At 58.6% G+C, this 21,184-nt stretch carries 20 protein-coding genes and 1 tRNA gene; 9 read left to right on the plus strand and 12 right to left on the minus strand.

Annotated features, from left to right (window positions below; all coding sequences use genetic code 11):
* Positions 1 to 89 precede the first annotated feature (89 nt).
* Genes J5441_04825 through J5441_04835 form a run of 3 tightly spaced genes read left to right on the plus strand, consistent with a single transcriptional unit; the run spans position 90 to position 855 of the window.
* On the plus strand, positions 90 to 296 hold the full coding sequence (locus J5441_04825; protein MBO4934474.1) for a hypothetical protein: 207 nt from the start codon (positions 90 to 92) through the stop codon (positions 294 to 296).
* The gene (locus tag J5441_04830; protein MBO4934475.1) at positions 293 to 625 is read left to right on the plus strand and encodes a hypothetical protein; all 333 of its coding nucleotides are present in this window, start codon (positions 293 to 295) and stop codon (positions 623 to 625) included. The genes J5441_04825 and J5441_04830 overlap by 4 nt, the downstream gene beginning before the upstream one ends.
* Positions 622 to 855 (plus strand): hypothetical protein, encoded by a 234-nt coding sequence (locus J5441_04835; GenBank protein ID MBO4934476.1) that lies wholly within the window; start codon positions 622 to 624, stop codon positions 853 to 855. Before J5441_04830 ends, J5441_04835 begins: the two co-directional genes overlap by 4 nt.
* Here J5441_04835 and J5441_04840 read toward each other — a convergent pair.
* Positions 782 to 2,134 (minus strand): germination protein YpeB, encoded by a 1,353-nt coding sequence (locus J5441_04840; GenBank protein ID MBO4934477.1) that lies wholly within the window; start codon positions 2,132 to 2,134, stop codon positions 782 to 784. The two genes, J5441_04835 and J5441_04840, sit on opposite strands and share 74 nt — an antisense overlap.
* A gap of 98 nt (positions 2,135 to 2,232) precedes the next feature.
* Between J5441_04840 and mnmA the strand changes: the two genes are divergently transcribed.
* The gene (gene mnmA / locus J5441_04845; GenBank protein ID MBO4934478.1) at positions 2,233 to 3,261 is read left to right on the plus strand and encodes a tRNA 2-thiouridine(34) synthase MnmA; all 1,029 of its coding nucleotides are present in this window, start codon (positions 2,233 to 2,235) and stop codon (positions 3,259 to 3,261) included.
* A gap of 83 nt (positions 3,262 to 3,344) precedes the next feature.
* Here mnmA and plsX read toward each other — a convergent pair whose 3' ends face one another.
* Genes plsX through J5441_04860 form a run of 3 tightly spaced genes read right to left on the minus strand, consistent with a single transcriptional unit; the run spans position 3,345 to position 6,961 of the window.
* Positions 3,345 to 4,370, minus strand: coding sequence for a phosphate acyltransferase PlsX (gene plsX, locus J5441_04850; GenBank protein ID MBO4934479.1), 1,026 nt, complete (start codon positions 4,368 to 4,370; stop codon positions 3,345 to 3,347).
* Positions 4,371 to 4,400: 30 nt separating this feature from the next.
* Entirely contained in the window at positions 4,401 to 5,285 is an 885-nt protein-coding gene (locus tag J5441_04855) for a DegV family protein (protein MBO4934480.1), read from the minus strand.
* A gap of 23 nt (positions 5,286 to 5,308) precedes the next feature.
* The gene (locus J5441_04860) at positions 5,309 to 6,961 is read right to left on the minus strand and encodes a DAK2 domain-containing protein (GenBank protein ID MBO4934481.1); all 1,653 of its coding nucleotides are present in this window, start codon (positions 6,959 to 6,961) and stop codon (positions 5,309 to 5,311) included.
* Between the two features lie 274 nt (positions 6,962 to 7,235).
* On the opposite strand from J5441_04860, the gene J5441_04865 reads away from it, so the two are divergent.
* The 3 genes from J5441_04865 (at position 7,236) to J5441_04875 (ending at position 9,792) form a co-directional block, all read left to right on the plus strand.
* Complete coding sequence (locus J5441_04865) at positions 7,236 to 8,087, plus strand: DUF11 domain-containing protein (GenBank protein MBO4934482.1); 852 nt, start codon at positions 7,236 to 7,238, stop codon at positions 8,085 to 8,087.
* Positions 8,088 to 8,270: 183 nt separating this feature from the next.
* Positions 8,271 to 9,245: an Ig-like domain-containing protein gene (locus J5441_04870; protein MBO4934483.1), complete on the plus strand. Its 975-nt coding sequence runs from the start codon at positions 8,271 to 8,273 to the stop codon at positions 9,243 to 9,245.
* Positions 9,246 to 9,318: 73 nt separating this feature from the next.
* Entirely contained in the window at positions 9,319 to 9,792 is a 474-nt protein-coding gene (locus tag J5441_04875) for a tryptophan-rich sensory protein (protein MBO4934484.1), read from the plus strand.
* Positions 9,793 to 9,868: 76 nt separating this feature from the next.
* Here J5441_04875 and J5441_04880 read toward each other — a convergent pair whose 3' ends face one another.
* The 7 genes from J5441_04880 to J5441_04910 all read right to left on the minus strand — a co-directional run bounded on the left by J5441_04880 (position 9,869) and on the right by J5441_04910 (position 18,099).
* Positions 9,869 to 12,088, minus strand: coding sequence for a polyribonucleotide nucleotidyltransferase (locus J5441_04880; protein ID MBO4934485.1), 2,220 nt, complete (start codon positions 12,086 to 12,088; stop codon positions 9,869 to 9,871).
* A 162-nt stretch (positions 12,089 to 12,250) separates the two neighbouring features.
* Entirely contained in the window at positions 12,251 to 12,517 is a 267-nt protein-coding gene (gene rpsO, locus J5441_04885) for a 30S ribosomal protein S15 (GenBank protein MBO4934486.1), read from the minus strand.
* A 168-nt stretch (positions 12,518 to 12,685) separates the two neighbouring features.
* The gene (locus J5441_04890) at positions 12,686 to 13,258 is read right to left on the minus strand and encodes an indolepyruvate oxidoreductase subunit beta (GenBank protein ID MBO4934487.1); all 573 of its coding nucleotides are present in this window, start codon (positions 13,256 to 13,258) and stop codon (positions 12,686 to 12,688) included.
* A 2-nt stretch (positions 13,259 to 13,260) separates the two neighbouring features.
* Positions 13,261 to 15,003 (minus strand): indolepyruvate ferredoxin oxidoreductase subunit alpha, encoded by a 1,743-nt coding sequence (gene iorA, locus J5441_04895; GenBank protein MBO4934488.1) that lies wholly within the window; start codon positions 15,001 to 15,003, stop codon positions 13,261 to 13,263.
* A gap of 165 nt (positions 15,004 to 15,168) precedes the next feature.
* Entirely contained in the window at positions 15,169 to 15,570 is a 402-nt protein-coding gene (locus tag J5441_04900; protein ID MBO4934489.1) for a helix-hairpin-helix domain-containing protein, read from the minus strand.
* Positions 15,571 to 15,632: 62 nt separating this feature from the next.
* Complete coding sequence (locus tag J5441_04905) at positions 15,633 to 15,791, minus strand: ribonucleoside-triphosphate reductase (GenBank protein MBO4934490.1); 159 nt, start codon at positions 15,789 to 15,791, stop codon at positions 15,633 to 15,635.
* Positions 15,792 to 15,828: 37 nt separating this feature from the next.
* On the minus strand, positions 15,829 to 18,099 hold the full coding sequence (locus tag J5441_04910; GenBank protein MBO4934491.1) for an anaerobic ribonucleoside triphosphate reductase: 2,271 nt from the start codon (positions 18,097 to 18,099) through the stop codon (positions 15,829 to 15,831).
* Positions 18,100 to 18,467: 368 nt separating this feature from the next.
* Here J5441_04910 and J5441_04915 point away from each other — a divergent pair.
* Positions 18,468 to 18,544, plus strand: a tRNA-Arg gene (locus J5441_04915).
* A 424-nt stretch (positions 18,545 to 18,968) separates the two neighbouring features.
* Entirely contained in the window at positions 18,969 to 19,637 is a 669-nt protein-coding gene (locus J5441_04920; protein ID MBO4934492.1) for a manganese catalase family protein, read from the plus strand.
* A 37-nt stretch (positions 19,638 to 19,674) separates the two neighbouring features.
* Here the strand turns inward: J5441_04920 and abc-f are convergent, their stop codons facing one another.
* Positions 19,675 to 21,165, minus strand: coding sequence for an ABC-F type ribosomal protection protein (gene abc-f / locus J5441_04925; GenBank protein MBO4934493.1), 1,491 nt, complete (start codon positions 21,163 to 21,165; stop codon positions 19,675 to 19,677).
* Between the last annotated feature and the right edge of the window lie 19 nt (positions 21,166 to 21,184).

A 21,184-nucleotide genomic window follows, 5' to 3' on the forward strand; every position in this document is an offset into this window, starting at 1 on the left:
TTACAACACTCCCCCGATGTCAAGAACAAATTTCAGAAAATCGCAATTTTTTTTGCGCCCCCGCATAAAATGCTTTTGGAGGTGCGATTATGGACATAAAAGACTATGCCGATTCGATCGGCGACAGCGACAAAGCGGCGGCCGCAGAGAAGGCGAAGGCGCTCGCCTCTTCCCTCTCCGAAGCTGAAATCGAGGCGATAAAGAAATGCGCCGCGAAGGCCGGAAGCGTCAATGAGTTATTCTCCGATCCGGAGTTCCGCAGGATAATCGGGCGCAGAGGCGGCGACGGCGAATGAGCGAATTCGACGACAAGCTCGCCCGCATACTGAACGATCCGCAGGCGATGCGCGAGATAACGGAAATGGCGGCCGCGTTCCGCTCCGGCGGCAGCGGCGGCTCCGCCCCGCCCGAAAGCGAAACGGGAGAGCCCGGAATAGATCCGGATAAGCTCTCCCGCATTATGCGTATCGCCGGGCAGCTCGGCGGCGACGGAGGCGGCTCTTCCCTGCTATATGCTATAAAGCCGTATCTCAATCCGCGGCGGCAGGCGAAGTTCAACGACGCGCTATCCGTCATGCGTATGGCGCGGCTCATCCCTTACATCAAAAAGGAGGGACTGCTTTGAACGGTCTTTCCGCGCTGCTCGGCGGCGCAGACAACCTCGACACATACCTGCTGCTGATACTCATTTTCATACTGCTGCGCTCGGGCGACGAAAGCGGCACGGTCTTCGCGCTCGGCTACCTGCTCTTCGCGGACGAAGGCGGCGCTCCCCTCGGCCCTATACCGTCAGCACGCCGTTATCCTCGTGAAGAAGTATCAAAACGTCCTCCTCCAGGAGACTGTCGGCGTTGAAGTATTCGAGGACCTCCGTGCCGTCCGCGGCTTTGCAGAGTATTTCGCGGCAGTATTTTTCACCGCCGCCGTCGGTGGGGATCACCGCGAGGCGTTCCTTCAGCGCGGACAGGCCCTCGCGCAGCTTCGCCCTCGCCTCCGCGGCGGTCGTCTTCGGCTCCGGCAGGTCGCGGGCGACGTGGTTCGTGATATAGGCGCGCGCGTCGAAGGTCACGACGCTCCCGTCCGCCATGGAGACGCCGACTTTTATCAGGTCCGGATAGCAGATCACGCCTCCGCTTTCGTAGGCGAAGTTTATCGTGCAGACGCCGTATTCGACGACGTAGTAGGTGCTCGTCATATCCTTATATCCAAACTTATCGAGGAACGCGGACGCCGCGACGGTCGCCGCTTCTACGGTAAGGCGCTCCTCCCCCGGCTCCGCGCCGTCCGTCATCGTCAGCAGGTGTCCGCCAGCCTTCGTGATCTCCGCGGATTTTTCGCCGCAGTAGAAATAGTACGCCGGCAGTCTGCCGGTATTCTCGCCGCCGGAGGTCACGGCGGAAACGTCGGCTCCCATCGCGGAGGCGGCGAGCTTTTTCGCGCGCTCGGGCGTTACCTCGGTCTCGCGCTTCAGCATCGCGCTCTCCTTGTTAAGCGCGAAGTCGGAGTAAGGGCCGTCGTAGATCAGCGTCGGATAGTTCTCGAAGCCGTTCTCGACGTCCGCGAAGCCGCCGGAGATCGCGATCCCGTCGTTGTTTATGCCGGCGAGGAAGCCGTTGGCCTTTTTACTCACCTCGGTCAGCATCACAGTCTTGTCCGAGACGGAGGCGACGAGCTCGTTAAGTCCGGCGTTGACCTTCGACGCGAGCTCGGAAAGCCGCGCAAGCGCCGTCGTTTCCTCGGCGGTCATCCTTTCGCCCGCGGCGACGCGTTCGGAAACGTAAAGCGCGTATTCCCCCGCCTGCGACAGAAACTTATTTACGTTGTCGAGCGAGGCCTCCGTGACCGGAAGCATACCGAGGTTCGCCTTCGCCGCACCCGCGTCGCGCCATATGCCGGAGGCGATCGTGCCGAGCATCGCCGGCGTGGAGGCGTATTTGCTCTTCTGCAGCAGCGTATCCATACTGCTGACGCTGGAGGAAAGGTCTGTCAGCGCGCGGCGGTAGCCGTTCTCGAGCTGTTCGCGGTAGTCGCACGCCAGCGAGTAGCCGGAGACCGCGAATCCGACCGCGACCAGCAGCGCCGCGGAAGCGTAGCTGATAATGCGGACGAGCGTCCGGCGCTTCATCTTATTCATAGAATCATCCCTTTTCGCTTTTTCTGTATTTTGCCGCGAAAACGGGGTTTTATGAATTATTGTTTGACATACGCGCCGCAGTTTGCTACAATAGCGGTATGAAGATACTTGTCGCCATGAGCGGCGGCGTTGACAGCACCGCGGCCGCGCTCCTGCTGAAACGGCAGGGGCACGACGTCGCAGGAGCCACGCTCGACCTGCTCCCCGAAAACGGAAATAAGCGCGATATCGAGGACGCCGCCGCCGCGGCGGCCGCCATCGGCATACCGCATTACGTCTTCGACCTGAAGGACGTCTTCGCGGAGAAGGTCATAGGGAACTTCTGCGCCGAATACGTCCGCGGCAGGACGCCCAACCCCTGCGTGCAGTGCAATATGTTCGTCAAGTTCGGCGCGATGGCGCGGATGGCGGCGGAGCTTGGTTACGGCACGCTCGCGACCGGCCATTACGCGCGCGTCTGCCGCGAAAACGGCAGGTATTTCATCAGGCGCGCCTCCGACACGAAGAAGGATCAGAGTTACGTGCTCTACGGGCTCACGCAGGAGCAGCTCGCGCATGTCGTCTTCCCGCTCGCCGACATGACGAAGGAGGAGATCCGCGCGCTCGCCGCCGAGGCGGGGCTGAACGCCGCCACGCGCCGCGACAGTCAGGATATATGCTTCATCAAGGACGGCGACTACGCCGGTTACCTGCGCGAAAAGCAGGGCGTCGTACCCGCACCCGGCGACTTCGTCGACAAGGACGGAAACCCCCTCGGAAGGCATGAGGGAGTGATATATTACACCGTCGGACAGCGCAAGGGGCTCGGAGTGACCTTCGGCGAACCCCGTTACGTCATCGCAAAGAACGCGGTTGACAATACCGTTACGCTCGGCAAAGACGAAGACTTGTTCGTCAACGCCGTCCGCGTTCGTGAGCTGAAACTGCAGAAGCTCGCCGCGCTCGACTCCCCCGTCCGCGTGACCGCGAAAACGCGGTACGGTCAGCGCGAAACCCCCGCGCTCCTCTCCCCTGACGGAGACGGCGCGGCGCTGGTTTTCGACTCGCCGGTGCGCGCTCCCGCGCCCGGACAGTCCGCAGTCTTTTACGACGGCGACGACGTCGTGGGCGGCGGGATAATAATCTGAATAAACGCGTAAAAAAGACCTCACGCGTAAAAACAGACCGCGGTCGTCTGACTGCGGTCTGTTTTATTACGCTTTTTTCGCGGTTATTCCGCGGCGCGCTCCTTCTCTTCCGCGAATGCGGCGACGGCGGCTTCTATCTGCGAGTTGATGTCGTTCGCTTCCATACGGTAGGCCTGCTCGATACACTTGGCGACGGAGACGGCGTTGCTGCTGCCGTGCCCCTTGATGATGACCTTTTTCGTGCCGAGGATGACGCTTCCGCCGTAGTTACGGTAGTCCATGAACTCTTTCTGTTCCTTGAACATCTTCTTCATAAACAGCGCGCCGACCTTGTTGCGCATACGGGAGGAGATGTCCTTCTTGATCTTTTTGAGCATCAGCAGCGCGGTGCCTTCGGCGCTCTTGACGAGCACGTTGCCGGAGAAGCCGTCGCAGACGACGAGATCGTAGTTGCCGGACATAAGGTCGCGGCTCTCCATATTGCCGACGAAGTTCAGCCCTTCGGCGGATTTCAGCATCTGGTAGGTCGTCCTGCGCAGCAGGTCGCCCTTCTCCTCCTCAACGCCGACGTTGAGCAGCGCGACGCGCGGATTCTTGACGCCGAAGACGCTCTTCATGTAGATGCTTCCCATAACGGCGAACTGACAGAGGCGCGGCGCGGTGCATTCGACGTTCGCTCCGCTGTCGCAGACGCCGACTATCCTGCCGTTCATGGTGGGCATTATCGGGCAGAAGGTCGGGCGGCTGACGCCCTTGAGACGTCCGACGCGCATGGTCGCGGCGGCTACGAGCGCTCCGGTGGAGCCTGTGCTGACCATACCGTCCGCTTCGCCGGCGCGGAGCATCTCTATCGCCTTCATCATCGAACTGTCGGGCCTGTGGCGGACGACGTCCGTCGGCTTGTCGTTGCAGTCGATAACGTCGGGCGCGTGGACGACGGAGCAGCGCTCGGAAAGGCCGATGCGCTTCATTTCGTCTCTGATTATCGCCTCGTCCCCGGTGAGGACGACCTCGAGGTCGTCAAAGCTTTCGATCGCCATTTTGGCGCCGCCGACGGTCGCGGAAACGCCCTTGTCTCCGCCGAAGCAGTCAACGATTATTCTTATCATAAAAACCCTCCTTCGAGGTGAAAACGCGGCTCAGCGGCGCTTCGAGTGGAAGCAGAGCCCGACGGAGTCGGGGCCGCAGTGTGCGCCCGCGGTCGGATTGACCGGGAACTTGATTATTTCGAGGTCGGACCCGTACTTCTCGCGGACCATCTCCTCGACCTGCTCGACGATCTCGGGCGCATCGGTGTGAGCGATGATGATGCGGTGACCGGCGACGTCGTCGCCGAGCTCGTCGGCGTATCTGAGCAGCGCGTCAATGGCGTTCGCTCTGCCGCGCTCCTTGCCGATGCTGAGCATCTGCCCTTCCTCGTTGATGTGTATAAGCGGGCGTACTCCGAGCAGCGTTCCCATGGTGGCGGCGAGTCCTCCGACTCTGCCGCTGCGCTTGAAGAACTTTAGATTATCGGCGAAAAAGTATATTGTGAAGTGATCTCTCTCTTTATCGAGGTGCGCGATTATCTCGTCCGCGCTCTTGCCGGCCTTGTAAAGCTCGGCCGCTTCGACAGCGAGCGTGTAGCCCAGCGCCGTGATGGCCTTCGTGTCGTATTCGCGGAAAACTGCGTCGGGATACTTCTCCTTCAGCTCCGCGACGGCGGTGCGCATATTCGCGAACGTCTGGCTCATCGACTCGGAAAAGTGAACGTAGAGTATCTCGTCGCCCTGCGCGAAGAATGGCTCGAAATACTGCTTGTAGCGTTCGGCGTTCACCGAACTCGTGGTCGGGAGCTCCCCGCCCTGTACGGCGCGCTGACGCAGCATATCGTAAAACTCTTTCGAATCGAATTCTTCGTAATCCTCATAAGGGCAGATCAGCTTGCCGTCGACGGTGTAAGGCATACTGATAAGCTCAAGGCCGTATTTCCTCGCGGTCTTGAGATCGACGTCGCAGTCGGTATCAACAAACAGTCTGAGCATTTTCGCAACCTTCCCTTTTCTTTTTACTCAAGGATAAGCACGAAGTCGTGTATCGGCTGGCCGCCGTCTATCATGATGACTTCCGTGCGCTTGTATCGCGCGGTAAGCGCCGCGTAGACGCTCTGCGCATCTTCTTCGCTCGTGTCGCGGCCGCATATGAGGAGCATAACGTCGCGGCTCGCGCTGTCGAGCTTTTCGGCGAGCCCGAGGAGTGCCTCGCACTTGTCGGGACTGTCGACGTAGATCTTATCGTCGGCGAAGCCGATGTAGTCGTCCTTGCGGACGGTCACGCCGTCCATTTCGGCGTCGCGGCTCGCGCGGGAGACCATTCCGGTAACGACGCTGTCGATTATGCTCTCAACGTTTTCGAGTATGCTGTCGGTGTCGCCCGAGGTGGTGTCGAGCATCGAAAGCGAGGCGTAGCCCTCGCCTATCGTGCGGCTCGGAATGACGCGGACGTCTGCGTCCTTGTAAAGCTCCGCCGCCTGGCGCGCGGTCAGAATCACGTTGCCGTTATTCGGATACACGAGGATCGTGGACGCGTTGATCTCCTCGAAGGCTTCGATGAAGTCCTTCGCCGACGGGTTCATGCTCTGTCCGCCGTCGACGACGACGTCGGTGCCGAGCGAGGTGAACACCTGCTTTATTCCGTCGCCGGAAGCTACGGCCACGATGCCGTATGCCTTCTTCGGCTTCGGCGCGGAAACGGTGAAGCGGTTCTGTATCGTCGCCTCGTGGTGCTGGAGCATCATATTCTCGATTTTAAGCGTCAGGAATTCGCCGTATTTCTGCCCGAAATCGAGTATCTCGCCCGGGGTCATGGTGTGTACGTGTACCTTCACGATCGTGCCGTCGCGGAAGCAGACGACGGAATTGCCGAGCTCATTGAGCTTCGCGGTGAAGGCTTCGACGTCAAAGGCGTCGACGTCGCACTTGGACTTCTGCAGGCGGAGCAGGAACTCCGTGCAGTAGCCGAACTCGAGCTGCATATCGCTCGTGAACGTGTCTACGTCTATCTTCTTCGCTGCCGACGCCGCAGGAGCGGAAGGCGCGGCCGAAACGCCGCCTTCTCCGAAGAGCGCGTCGCGCATGCCTTCGACTATGTATACGAGGCCGGCTCCGCCGCTGTCGACGACGCCCGCTTCCTTCAGAACGTCGAGCAGGTCAGGCGTTCTGTCGAGCGACCGGCGCAGCTCTCCGGTGAAATCGTCAAAGTAGTCTTCAAGCGAGTTATCGGCGGAAACGCGTCCGCCGGCGTAGTTTGCGGCGTCCTTTATCACGGTGAGGATCGTGCCTTCGACCGGCACGGCGACCGCGCCGTAGGCCTCCTTTACGGCTGCCAGGAACGCTTCGCTGACGCCGGCGACGTCGGCTTCGTCCTTGCCGTCGAAGCCCTTCGCCAGACCGGCAAATATGCGCGAAAGAATGACTCCCGAATTGCCGCGCGCGCCCATAAGCATACCGCGTGCCGCCTGCGAAGCAACGTCGCAGAGCCTGCCTTCGCCGACGGCGGAGGCTCCGGAGTCCACAGTCATATACATATTATCCCCGGTATCCCCGTCGGGGATCGGGAAAACGTTAAGATCGTTTACAATCGTTCTGTTGGCGTACAGATTCGCGGCCCCGCTTTTGACCATTTCGGCAAAAAGCTGACCGGTCATACATACGGTGTTCATTGAGATTACCTTCCTTTTCGGCGTAACGGCGCCGATAGTGATACGGAAACGCAGGACGCATCCGCGGAACGCATATCCGCTCCCGCACGCAATCCGCGTATTATATCTTACTTGTGATATATATCACATTAACTTGTGCAGTATATCACTTTTTAATCAAAAAGTCAATAGCGCGGACCATTTTTGTTCCCCCATCGGTAGCCGTCCGCGGCCCTGCGGCATATAATACCGTGAAAGGAGTATATCCTTTCAGAAACCATCGGGAGGATGACAAATGGCAACCACCTTTTATAATACCGCGACCTTGTCCTACAACGGCATTACGACGACCTCTAACACCGTTACCGGCGAGATCGCAGACAACCTCACGGTCATGAAGACGGCGCTGACGGAGGGCTACGCCGCGGGGTCGGAAAAAACTTTCGTTATCAGCCTCGTCAACAGCGGAACGACTCCTCTTACCGGCCTCACCGTAACCGACGACCTCGGCGCGTACACCTTCGAGACCGGAACCGTGACGCCGCTGACCTACGTTGAAGACTCGGCGCAATACTTCGTCGGCGGCGTTCCGCAGACGGAGCCCGCCGTCACGGCGGGGCCTCCCCTCGTATTTAACGGAATAGGCGTTCCGGCGGGCGGAGACTCTTCCATCATATATAAGGCGACGGTAAACGAGTACGCGCCTCTCGCCGCCGGCGCCTCGATAACGAACACGGTCACCGTCACCGGCAGCGGGCTCGCCGCTCCCGCGACCGCGAGCGAAACGATAACCGCCGAAACCGAACCGCTGCTCGCGATCGCCAAAGCCGTCGACCCGGCGGTCGTCACCGCCGCCGGAACGCTGACCTATACCTTCACTATAACCAACGTCGGCAACACCGCCGCCGACGCAACGGATAACGTTACCGTGACCGACCTGTTCGATCCGGAGCTTTCCGCCGTCACGGCGTCGCTCGACGGAACGCCCCTCACGGCAGGCGCTGACTATTCCTATTCCGGCGGTACGTTCAGAACGACTCCCGGCGTCATAACCGTTCCAGCCGCGACCTACGCGCAGACGGCAGCCACCGGAGCGTGGAGCGTTACTCCCGGTTCCGCAGTTCTTACCGTCACCGGAACGGTTTAACGAGCGAAACAGCACCCTTCTGACCTGAAAAAAATACCATTCAAGCCGTCTCTGCGGAGGCGGCTTTTTCCTTTTTTGAGCACATCTGAAAAAAGCGCAAAATAATATTCAATTCTTCTTGACAACGTCGTTATTATTTGATAGAATAACATTAGTAATATAAGCAAAGGAGATAACAATACTATGAAATCTGTTAAGAGAATCCTTTCCGCTGTCATCGCCTGCGTTATGCTTATGGCTGTCGCAGTTCCGTTCGCCGCGTTTGCCGAAGGCGCCGTTCAGGTTATGGGCGGCGGCGCCGAGACCGCTCCCGGCGGAGAAGCCGTTGTTCACATCAGTATCGACGGCGCCAAGATCGGCGCGTTCCAGCTGACCGTCAGCTTTGACGCTTCCAAGCTCCAGTTCGTTAAGTGCGAAGCTTCCGAAGAGCTTGCCGGCATCGCAAACGACGGCGGCGCCGTTTACCTCGTCAACGACAACAACGCCGACAACGGTTCCATCATAATCGGCTGCGCCATTACCGAAGGCGCCGTCTTTACCGTCGCTCCTCTCGACATCACCTTCAAGGCCGCCGAAGTCGACGAGACCGCCCACGTTCCGGTCAACATCACCGTTGACAGACTCCGCACCGAGCTCGACGAAGCCCTCGAGAGCGAAGTTACGAACGGCGGCGTGACCATCAACGTCGTCCACATCGAATCCATCGAGTTTACCGACGAATCCAAAGAGCTCGAGATCGGCGAAGAGTACACCCCCGAATACACCGTCAATCCCGACGGCTACACCGACGAGTTCGCTCCCGTCTGGACCTCCGACAACGACGAGGTCGCTTCCGTCGATGAGAACGGTAAGATAACCGCTATCAGAGAAGGCACCGCGAACATCACGATTACCAACGGCGAGATTTCCGCTACCCTGCCGATCACCGTCAATGCCGCCGTTCCTCCGGTAATGAAGGGCGACATGGACAAGGACGGCGAAATCTCCGTCAACGACGCGCTGAAGGCGCTGCGTATCGCCGCGAAACTGGCTGTTGCCTCCGAAGAAGATATGCAGATCGGCGACGTCGACGGCGACGGCGATATCACCGTCAACGACGCGCTGAAGATTCTCCGCGTTGCCGCGAAGCTTGCCGACCAGTCCTCCCTCGAGGCGTAATCCTCTGACGGCAAGTCAATAACAGGAATATAAAAGCCGCTCCCCGTATAGACTATACGGGGAGTGATTTTTAATGTCTAAATTCAAAAAGGCGCTGCCGTTCATAATCTGTATCGCGATACCGCTTGCGCTCGGCGGGCTGTCCGCCCTGCTGACGATGAACGATATGAAGGCTTACGCAGATATCGCGAAGCCGCCGCTTTCGCCGCCCGCGATAGTCTTCCCCATCGCGTGGTCGATACTCTACGTTATGATGGGGATCGCCTCTGCGCTGGTATGGAAGGGCTTCCGCGACGACGACCGGCAGAACGGACTGATATACTACGGTCTGCAGCTCGTGCTGAACTTCTTCTGGCCGCTCGTGTTCTTCAGCGCGAAGGAATACTGGTTCGCGTTCGCGTGGCTGATTGCGCTGCTCGCGGCCGTCACAGCGACGGCGGTATTCTTCAGGCGCGTAAGCAAAGCGGCGTTTTGGCTGATAGTCCCGTATATCGCGTGGCTCGTCTTTGCGGCGTATCTGAACGTAGGCGTCGCCGTGCTGAACTGATAACGCGCATACAAAAACGCACGCTCTTTGAGCGTGCGTTTTGATTATTAGCGTGCGTTTCAACTATTTAAGAAGCTTATCTTCTTCTGTTGCGGTCTCCGCCGCGGTCGCGTCCGCCTCTGCGGTCGCGGTCGCCGTGTCCGCGGTCTCCGCCGGAGGTCTTCGGTCTGCTGACGTAAGCTTCGATGGGCTTCTCGATGCCGTCCATCTCGTCAAGCACGGCCTTGCGGGAGAGGTTTATGCGGCCCTGGCTGTCGATCTCGACGACCTTGACCATGATCTCGTCGCCGACGGTGGCAACGTCTTCCATCTTCTCGACGCGGTCGCGGTCATACTGCGAAATGTGGACCATGCCCTCCTTGCCGGGAGCGATCTCGACGAAGGCGCCGAAGTCCATAAGGCGCGTGACCTTGCCGCTGTAAAGTCCGCCGATCTCGGGATCGTTTACGATGCCCTCGATGATGCCCTTGGCGGCCTCGGCGGCCATGGAGTCGACGGCGGTGATGAAGATGCGGCCGTCGTCCTCTATGTCGATCTTGGCGCCGGTGTCGGCGACGATCTTCTGGATGACCTTGCCGCCGGAGCCGATGACTTCGCGGATCTTGTCGACGTCTATCTGCATGGTAATCATCTTGGGCGCGTACTTCGAAAGCTCGGCGCGCGGCGCGGGGATGACCGGCAGCATGATTTCGTCAAGGATGTAGTTTCTCGCCTTGTGGGTCTTCTCGATGGCGGAACGGATGATCTCGGGAGTAAGGCCGTCGATCTTGAGGTCCATCTGGATCGCGGTGATACCGTCGTGAGTGCCGGCGACTTTGAAGTCCATATCGCCGAAGAAGTCCTCAACGCCCTGGATATCGACCATCGTCATCCAGCGGTCGCCCTCGGTGATAAGACCGCAGGAAATGCCGGCGACGGGCTCCTTGATCGGAACGCCCGCGTCCATCAGCGCCAGAGTGGAGCCGCAGATGGAGGCCTGCGAGGTGGAACCGTTGGAGGAAAGCACCTCGGAAACGAGGCGGATCGTATAGGGGAACTCTTCCTCGCTCGGAATAACGGGCTCGAGAGCTCTCTGCGCGAGCGCGCCGTGGCCGATCTCGCGGCGTCCGGGGCCTCTGGAGGGCTTCGTCTCGCCTACCGAATAGGACGGGAAGTTGTAGTGATGCATATATCTGCGCTCGGTCTCATCGTCGATGCCGTCGAGCAGCTGAGCGTCGCTGACAGTGCCGAGGGTGCAGACGGTGAGGACCTGGGTCTGGCCTCTGGTGAAGAGTCCGGAGCCGTGGGTTCTCGGCAGGATGCCGACCTGCGCGTTCAGCGGACGCATCTGATCGATGCCTCTGCCGTCGACGCGCTTGCCGTCGTCAAGCAGCCAGCGGCGGACGACGTACTTCTGAAGCTTATACATGCACTCGTCGAGCTGCGCCTTGGAGTCGGGGTACTTCTCCTCGAACTCGGCGTAGACGGCGTCGTAAACGATCTGGAGATTCGCGTCGCGGACGTTCTTGTCGTCGGTGTCCATCGCGGAACGGACGCTGTCGATGGCGAACGCCTTGACCGCCTCGAACATCTCGGGGTCGACTTCCTTGCTCTCGAACGCGAACTTCTCTTTGCCGACCGCGGCCTTGATCTCGTTGATGAAGGCGACGATCTTTCTGCATTCCTCAAATCCGCGGTTGATGCCCTCGATCATGACCTCGTCCGGAACCATCTTCGCGCCGGCTTCGATCATAACGACCTTCTTGTCGGTGGCGGCGACGGTAACGGCCATCTGGCTGACCTTGCGCTGTTCGGCGGTGGGGTTGATGACGTATTCGCCGTCAATATAGCCGACGATAACGGCTCCGATAGGTCCGTTCCACGGAATATCGGAGATGGTGATGGCGATGGACGAACCGACCATGGCTACCTGCTCGGGCTGGCAGTCGGGGTCGACGCACATAACGGTGTTGACCACGCTGACGTCGTTGCGCATATCCTTCGGGAACAGCGGACGGACGGGGCGGTCGATGACGCGGGAGGCGAGGATCGCCTTCTCGCTGGGTCTTCCCTCTCTGCGCAGGAAGCTGCCGGGGATCTTGCCCACGGAGTAAAGCTTCTCTTCGTAGTCGACGGAAAGCGGGAAATAATCGATGCCTTCGCGGGGCGTCTTTGACGCGGTCGCGGTGGAAAGGACGACGGTGTCGCCGTAAGTCACCAGCGCGGACGCGTTGGCGAGCTGCGCGAGTCTGCCGGTTTCGACCTTGAGCTTGCGGCCGGCGATCTCGGTCTCGAACACTCTCATTTTTTCAAACATTCTTTTACATACCTCCGTTTATTTTCTCCGGTATGTACAGCGTTTAGCAATAAAGCCGAAGTCCGTTTAACGGGCGCCCGCTTTACCGCTAAAACACCGCAATACCGGTAATTAACGACAACCGGGCAGCCGGAACGCTGAGTTCCGACTGCCCCGTGACTTTTACTTTCTGATGGAAAGCTTTTCGATGATTTCGCGATAGCGGTTGATGTCTTTATCCTTCAGGTAGCCGAGCATGTTTCTTCTCTGACCGACCATCTTCTGAAGTCCGCGAAGCGAATGCTTATCGTGCTTGTGCACCTTAAGGTGCTCGGTAAGCTGGTTGATGCGAGTGGTGAGAAGCGCTATCTGCACCTCGGGAGAACCGGTATCGGTCTCGCTCAGGCGGTACTTCTCTATGATCGCCATCTTTTCTTCCTTCAGCAGCATTTGGTTCACCTCCGTAATATTTTGTCCGCGTGAAGCTGCGTAAGGGGTCGGTGAACGCCGGTTTACCGGCTTTGTCCCCTAACGAAGCAACCGCAACTTTGTATATGATACCACAAGAAATCGATTTTGTAAAGAATTATTTTTGCGATTTTGAGATTTTTTTGGCGGTTACTCAAACTCATAGCCGAGGTCGAAGGCGCGTTTGTTGAGGTCGAGGAACTTCGGCGGGACGGTGGCTTCGATCGTACGCTCGAAGAGCGCCTTATCCGCGCCGGTGATCTTAGCCATAACGCCGAGCAGCGCGATGTTGACCGCCTTCGCGGAGCCGGCCTTTTCCGCGATCGCGAGCGCGTCGACGGCGGTGACCTGCGCGCCGGTCGCGTTCAGCTTTTCGATAACGTCCGCGGGGTACTCCGCCGCGCCGGTGACGACCGGCATGGGCATTATCTTCTGCGTGTTGACGATTATCCTGCCGCCCTTTTTCAAGCTCGTGACGAAGCGCAGGGCTTCGAGCTGCTCGAAGGCGAGCACGACGTCCGCTTCTCCCTCGCAGATTATCGGGGAGGCGACCTCGTCGCCGTGGCGAACGTAGGTGACGACGGAGCCGCCGCGCTGGCTCATTCCGTGTACCTCTGATATTTTGACGTTTTCGCCCATCGCGGTATAGAGCGCGCCGAGCACGCGGCTCGCGAGCAGCGTTCCCTGCCCGCCGACGCCGACGATAAGTATGTTTTCAGTCATTTTCAGCCCTCCCTCGCAGAAGTCGATATGGCTCCGAACTTGCAGAGCTTTTCGCAGACGCCGCATCCGACGCAGAGCTCGCGGTCGATCTGCGCCTTGCCGTCGATAATGCTGATCGCCGGACAGCCGATGCGCATGCACGCCTTGCAGTTTTTGCACTTCTCGCGGTCTACGGAGCAGATGTTCGGGAACTTGACGTATTTGAGCAGCGCGCAGGGGCGCTTGCTGATGATGAAGCTGGGCTCGTCCGCCGCGAGCTCCTCGCGGATGACGCGCTCCGTTTCGTCCACGTCGTAGGGGTCGACGGTTACGACGCGCTTGATGCCGATCGCCTTCACGAGCGCGGGAACGTCCACGGCGGCGACGATGTCGCCCTTCAGCGTCTGCCCGGTGGTCGGGTTCTGCTGGTGGCCGGTCATGCCGGTGATGGAGTTATCGAGCAGTATCACGTTGGAATTGCCCATGTTGTAGGCGATATTCACGAGGCCGGTGATGCCGGAGTGCATAAACGTGCTGTCGCCGATGACCGCGACGCTCTTCTTCGCGCTCTCCGCTCCCCTCGCCTTGTTGTAGCCGTGCAGCGCCGAGACGCTCGCGCCCATGCAGACGGTCGTGTCAATGGCGTTGAGCGGCGCGCCCGCGCCGAGCGTGTAGCAGCCGATGTCGCCGCTGACGTAGACGCCGAGCTTTTTCAGCACGTAGAAAAGGCCTCTGTGCGGGCAGCCGGGGCACATTACCGGAGGACGCACGGGCGCTTTTTCGGCGCATTCGCAGCCCTTTTCGGAGGCGACGCCGAGCGCGTTTCTGACCGTTACCTGTGAGAACTCGCCGCAGACCGGGAAGAGGTTCTTGCCCTCTACTTCGATGCCGAGCGTTCTGACGAAGCGCTCGATTACGGGGTCGAGCTCCTCGATCACGACGAGGCGGTCGACCTTTGCGGCGAAGTCGCGTATCAGCTTCTCCGGCAGCGGGTTGACCATGCCGAGCTTCAGGTAGGAGGCGTTGTCGCCGAGCGCTTCGCGCGCGTACTGGTAGCAGTCGCCGGCGGTGATGACGCCGAGTTTCGTATCGTGGTATTCGGCGCGGTTGAACCACGCGGAGTTCGCCTCTTCCGCGAGCTTCGCCATGCGCTCCTCGACGAAGGGGTGTCTTCCCTTCGCGTTAGCGGGCACCATGACGAACTTCGCGGCGTTCTTCTCATACTCTTTAAGCGGCAGCTCGGCGCGGTCGGAAAGCTCCACCGCGCTCTGCGAATGCGCGACGCGGGTGCAAAGGCGCAGTATCACGGGCGTGTCGTACTTCTCGGAGAGCGCGTACGCCTCCTTGACGAAGGCGAGGCATTCGCCGGAGTCTGACGGCTCAAGCATCGGCACCTTCGCGGCGATGGCGTAGTTGCGGGAATCCTGCTCGTTCTGCGAAGAGTGCATACCCGGGTCGTCAGCGACGCCGATGACGAGTCCGGCGTTGACGCCGGTGTACGACGCCGTGAAAAGCGGGTCGGCAGCGACGTTCAGGCCGACGTGCTTCATGCCGGTGAACGCTCTCGCGCCGCCGATGCAGGCGCCTATGGCGGTTTCGAGCGCGACCTTTTCGTTCGGCGCCCACTCCGCGTAAACCTCCGGGAACTTCGCCGCGAATTCGGTTATCTCCGTCGACGGCGTGCCCGGATAGCTGGATACGAGTTTTACTCCGGCCTCGTAGAGGCCTCTGGCAACAGCTTCGTTGCCGATCATGATTTTTTTCATCGTCATTCCTTCTTCCCTGATGAAGAATATATATGATGTATTTTACACCCCGCGCGGCGCTTTGTAAATAGTTATTTTTGTGAAATATTATAAAAATCCGGCGGATATAATTCAAGGCCGCAGAACGCGTCTGCGGCCTCAGGACTGCTTTTCGCCGTTTGCTGCTCACACTGTGATGTGCTCGTAAATCTTGTTGAACATATTGCGGGAGATGCCGCTGACGTTCACGACGTCCCATACCGACTCGAAGCCGCCGTGCTCGTCGCGGTAGTCTATTATCCGCTCGGCGAGCGCCTCGCCTATCCCGTCGAGCATCATAAGCTCCTCGGCGGAGGCGGTGTTGATGTTGACAACCCACTCGGTTTCGACGGTTTTGGCGGTTGACGACGTCGGCTTGAATACAAGGTCGCCGCTTGAAAACCTGCGCACGGCGAGAAAGACCGCGGCGGCGATGAACACCGCGGCAAGCGCGAAAGCCATGATCTCCGCAAGAGTCAAGCGCCGCTTCGTTTTCGGCGCGTCGGGAGCGGCGCCGCGCTCCTCTTCCCGCTTGTCTTTATCAGGCATACTCCCCTCCCGAAAAGAACGGATCCGGCGGAAACTCCCGCCGGATCCGCATTTGCGTTCAATTACGCAAGGCTGTGCTTGACTCTGTCTCTTTCTTCGGCGCGCTTGGCGTTGTTGAAACGGTCGGTGGTGCCTACGAGGTAACCGGTGATTCTGCGGATTCTCTCGAAGCCGACGCCCTCGCCGATTCCGGTCTCGGTGGTAACTATGCTCTTGGTCATTTTCTTTCCCTCCTGATAGAATGTGGTTTATGTTAATTTATTTTACTCCGTAAAACTTTGGCATATTGGGGTACTTTTTGCGAAGCTCGGCGAGCTTTTCGTAGCTGACCTCTTCGCCTTCGTGTCTGCCGCAGCGCGGGCAGGTGTCGCCGATGACGCCGGTGTAGCCGCAGACGGGATCGCGGTCGACGGGGTGGTTGACGGAGCCGTAGCCGACGCCCTTTTCCTTCATGCAGCGGATGACGGACTCGAACGCGTCAAGGTTCTTGCAGGTGTCGCCGTCAAGCTCGACGTAGCTGATGTGTCCGGCGTTGGTCAGCGCGTGGTAAGGAGCCTCGAGGCTGATCTTGTCGTATGCGCCGATATTGTAGTAGACCGGCACGTGGAAGGAGTTGGTGTAATACTCCCTGTCGGTGATGCCCGGCAGCTTGCCGAACTTCTGGCGGTCGATGCGGACGAAGCGGCCGCTGAGGCCTTCGGCGGGAGTGGCGAGCAGGGTGAAGTTCAGTCCCTCGGCCTTCGCCTTGTCGTCGCACATCTTGCGCATATGGCCGATGATCTCAAGGCCGAGCTTCTGGCTCTCGGGGCTTTCGCCGTGGTGCTTGCCGGTCAGCGCGACGAGCGTTTCGGCAAGGCCGATGAAGCCGACGCTGAGCGTGCCGTGCTTCAGCACCTCCGCGACGCTGTCGTCGTCGGCGAGCTTCTGCGAGTCGATCCACACGCCCTGCCCCATGAGGAAGGGGTAGTTGCGCGCCTTCTTCGTGCACTGGATGCCGAAGCGGTGGAGCAACTGACGGAAGACGAGCTCCATGCGTCTGTCGAGTATCGAATAGAACTTGTCGATATTGCCGTCGGATTCGAGCGCGATCCTCGGCAGGTTGATTGAGGTGAAGCTCAGGTTGCCTCTGCCGCAGGTGATCTGACGGCTCGGGTCGTGGACGTTGGCGATAACTCTCGTGCGGCAGCCCATGTAAGCAACCTCGCTGTTGTAATCGCCGGGCTTGTAGTACGCGAGGTTATACGGCGCGTCGAGGAAGGAGAAGTTCGGGAAGAGGCGCTTGGCGGAGGTCTTCATCGCGAGCTTGAACAGGTCATAGTTGGGATCCTCCTTGTTGTAGCTGACGCCTTCCTTTACCTTGAATATCTGCACCGGGAAGATAGGCGTTTCGCCGTTTCCGAGGCCGGCGTCGGTCGCGAGCAGCAGGTTTTTGATAACCATGCGCGCTTCCGGCGAGGTGTCGGTGCCGTAGTTGACGGAGCTGAAGGGGACCTGAGCGCCGGCGCGGGAGTTCATCGTGTTGAGGTTGTGGATGAACGCCTCCATCGCCTGATAGGTCGCTCTGTCGGTCATTCTCATCGCGGTCTCAACGGACTTTTTATGCGCCTTCTCGGCGTTCTCACGCTTGAACCCCTTGGAGACGATGTAGTCGACGACCTTCGCGCCGAACTCGTCGGTGTTCGCCATTCTGACGTCGTCGCCGACGGCCTTTTTCAGCTCGGCGATGAAGTTATCGGCGTCCTGAAGATCGTCGCCATCCGCGTAAAAGTAGTACTGGGTCAGCGCCTTGAAGTATTCCTTTTTGAAGGTCTTGGCGACGCCGGGAGCCATGCAATAGTCGAAGTTCGGCACGCTCTGGCCGCCGTGCATTTCGTTCTGGTTCGCCTGGATGGCGATGCACGCAAGCGCGGAGTAACTGGAGATGCCGTTGGGCTCGCGCAGGTAGCCGTGGCCGGTGGAGAAGCCGCCCTTGAAGAGCTCCAGCAGGTTGATCTGGCAGCAGGTCTCGGTCAGCATATAGAAGTCCTTGTCGTGGATGTGGATGTCACCGTGGATGTGCGCGGCGGCGATGTCCTTGGGCAGGATGTAGTTGTCGACGAAGTACTTGCCGCCCTCGGAGCCGTATTTCAGCATCGTGCCCATGGAGGTGTCGGCGTCTATGTTGGCGTTCTCGCGCTTGATGTCGGCGTCAGCCGCGGAGGAGAATGTCAGTTCCTTATATATATCCATAAGGTCGGACTCGGTCTGGCGGATCTTCGCATGCTCGGCGCGGTAGAGTATGTACGCCTTCGCGATCTTGGAGTAGCCGTGCTCGATGAGCTTCTCTTCGACGAGGTCCTGCACCTCTTCGACGGTGGGGATGCCCGATGACGGGATCGCGAGTATGACCTTTTCGGTAAGGTTATCGAGCTCGACGTCGCTCAGACCGTTGGGATCAGCTGCGTCCGCCGCCTTCTTGATGGCCTCTCTTATTTTAAGCGCGTCGAACGGAACGACGTCGCCGCTTCTCTTTCTGATTTTCCAGATCATGAACAGCACCCTTTCTTTATTTATTATTGTATGTTAAGTCTTGAAAAACGCAATTTGCGTATCCGGCCCGAGGGCGCACTTCTCCCCCGCCGGAGCCGCTGTGCCTTATATACTATCATCCTTCACCGGCTTTGTCAAGTACTTTTTTCAAAAAATCCACAATATCTTGTGTTTGAGCCGCGGAAATCAAACTAAATATGCTAATTGTTAAAGCTTTGTGATGTTGAAAAATTGTTTACCGGAGAGACAAAAAAGAGTTTACAACGCTTGTCTGTTGTGGTATAATGATTAGGCTTTCGGGAACGGCGGACGTGTTGAAATCCTGTTGAAAACGCGCTCAAAACCGTTGGAAAGTTTTTTTGAAAAATCCGCCCGTGGCGCAGTTGGATAGCGCATCAGATTCCGATTCTGGGGGTCGGGGGTTCGAATCCCTTCGGGCGGGCCATGCAAAAGGCGCTTGCGAAAGCAAGCGCCTTTTGCAATGATATCCGTTCCCTGCAGTCACGGATGATATACCCTGCGGGTATGATATCCGCCGAGGCGGATGATATACGCCTGCGGCGTATAAAGGAACGGATACTATATCACATCGCTTCTGCGATATATCATGCCGCGCGACAGCGCGGTATATCATACGGCGAAGCCGTATATCATTGACATCACATAACATTCAGTTAAAACTATTCTGAATTAAATGATGTTATTATTAAAAACTAAAAATATATAAATGTGGACTTCCCGACTCGACTACTATACCGGGTTTTACGAAAAGCTGCTCAGCCGGCTCGAAAACAGCGAAAGCATAACGGAATAATCAGTATATATTCCCCGCAAAGCGCACATAACAATACCGAAAGTGAGGTATTGTTATGTTCAAACACGAAAAGAAACTGTTCCACCCGGTCGGCGTCGAACGCCCGAATCCGCAGTATGCGGCGCTGCTGCACGAGCAGCTCGGCGGCTGCAACGGCGAGCTGAAGGCCGCGATGCAGTATATGGCGCAGAGCTTCAGGATCAAGGACACCGAGATCAAGGATCTGTTTATGGATATCGCCGCTGAAGAGCTCGGACACATGGAGATGGTCGCGGAAACGATAAACCTGCTCAACGGACACGACGTCGATTACCGCACGGTTCCCGCGGGCGAGATACAGACACACGTGGTTCTCGGGCTAAACCCCGGGCTGATAAACGCTTCCGGATACTCCTGGACGGGCGACTACGTTTCCGTTACCGGCGACCTCTGCGCAGACCTGCTCTCGAATATCGCTTCCGAACAGCGCGCGAAGGTCGTCTATGAATACCTCTATCGCCAGATAGAAGACAAAAAGGTGCGCGAAACGATCGACTTCCTGCTCAACCGCGAGGAAGCCCACAACCAGATGTTCCGCGACGCCTTCAACAAGGTGCAGAACACCGGCTCTGACCGCGACTTCGGCACGACGAAGGCGGCGAGAATGTATTTCAGTATGTCCGAGCCGTCGCCGAACAACAACCCGTTTTCCGATCCGCAGACGCATCAGCCGTCTTTCAAATAAAGCCAACGCCTCACAGTCACCCGTGAGGCGTTTAGTTTTACAGCTCCACCGTCTTCGCGGCGATCTTTTCGCAGAACGCTTTGTCGTGCTCGACGAAGAGTATCGTCGGCTTGAACTTCAGCAGCAGCTCCTCGATCTGTATGCGCGAGATGACGTCGACGTAGTTCAGCGGCTCGTCCCATATATGCAGGTGCGCGTCCTCGCATAAGCTGCGTGCGATGAGCACCTTCTTTTTCTGCCCCGCGCTGAAATCCGCCATGTCCTTCTCAAACTGCACGCGCTTGAAGTCGAGCTTGCGCAGTATCGCCTTGAACAGACTCTCGTCGATCCCGCAGCTTTCCGCGTAGTCGGAAAGGTCGCCGCGCAGTCCGGACGTATCCTGCGGAACGTATGAGATCTTCAGCCCGCCGCCGACGGTCACGCCGCCCGTGTGCGGGACGTCCTGCCCGACGATGAGCTTCAGCAGACTCGACTTGCCGGAGCCGTTGCCGCCGAGCAGCGCGATGCGGTCGCCCTTCTCCACCGTGAAGCTCACACCGGAGCAGACGGCTCCGCCGCCGTAATCGACGGAGACGCCGTCCAGCGTCACGAGCCGCCGCGAGCGGTATTCGCTCTGGCGTATCTTCAGCGCGTCGGAGACCTCGATATCCCTCAGCAGCGTTTCTTTTTCCTCTAAGGCGCGGTTTTGCCTGCGCTCGAGGTTTTTCCTGCGCTGCTGCATACGGCGCGACTGCTCGGCGATATACGCCCTGCCGCCGCATTCGTTATACTTCTCGCGGTCCTTTATATTGCCTATCTTTTCGCTTTCGACCTTTTCCGCCCACTGACGCGACTGCCGCGCCGAAGCTTCAAGCCGCTTTATATCCGAGCGTAGACGCGCGTTGCGCTCAAGCTCGTAGTTATCCCGCATCTCTTTGTTGCGGTACCACGAGGAAAAGTCGCCCTTGCAGATCTCTATCCCCGTACGGTTTATCGAGAGGACGTGGTCGACGCAGCCGTCGAGGAAGGCGCGGTCGTGCGAGACGAGGATAAAGCCCTTTTTGGAATTCAGATAGCGGCTGACCTGTTCCCTGCCGCGCATATCGAGGTGGTTCGTCGGCTCGTCGATGAGCAGGAATCTGTTATCCTTCAGGAACATCAGCGCGAGAAGCACCTTCGTCTGCTCCCCCTTCGACAGCGTGGAAAACGGGCGGTAAAGCGCGCCTTCGTCCACGTCGAGCAGGCCGAGCTCGCGCTTCAGGCGCCAGAGCTCGAAGTCCGGACAGACGCTCCGCGCCGCCTCAAGCGTATTCGCGTCGGGATCCGCCACTTCGTAAGGGAAATACTCGAATTCGACGGAGGCGGAAATACTGCCGATATAATCGTATTCGCCCATCAGCAGCTTCAGGAATGTGGTCTTTCCCCTGCCGTTGCGGCCGGTGAAGCCGAGCTTCCAGTCGGTGTCGATCTGAAAGCTGACGTTTTCAAATATGTTGTCGAAGCTTCCTTCGTAGGCGAAGGTCAGCTCCGAGACGTTTATCAATGACATAGGTTTCTCCTTTTAACTT

It is taken from the genome of Clostridia bacterium, from assembly GCA_017620395.1.
GTDB lineage: Bacteria > Bacillota > Clostridia > Oscillospirales > RGIG8002 > RGIG8002.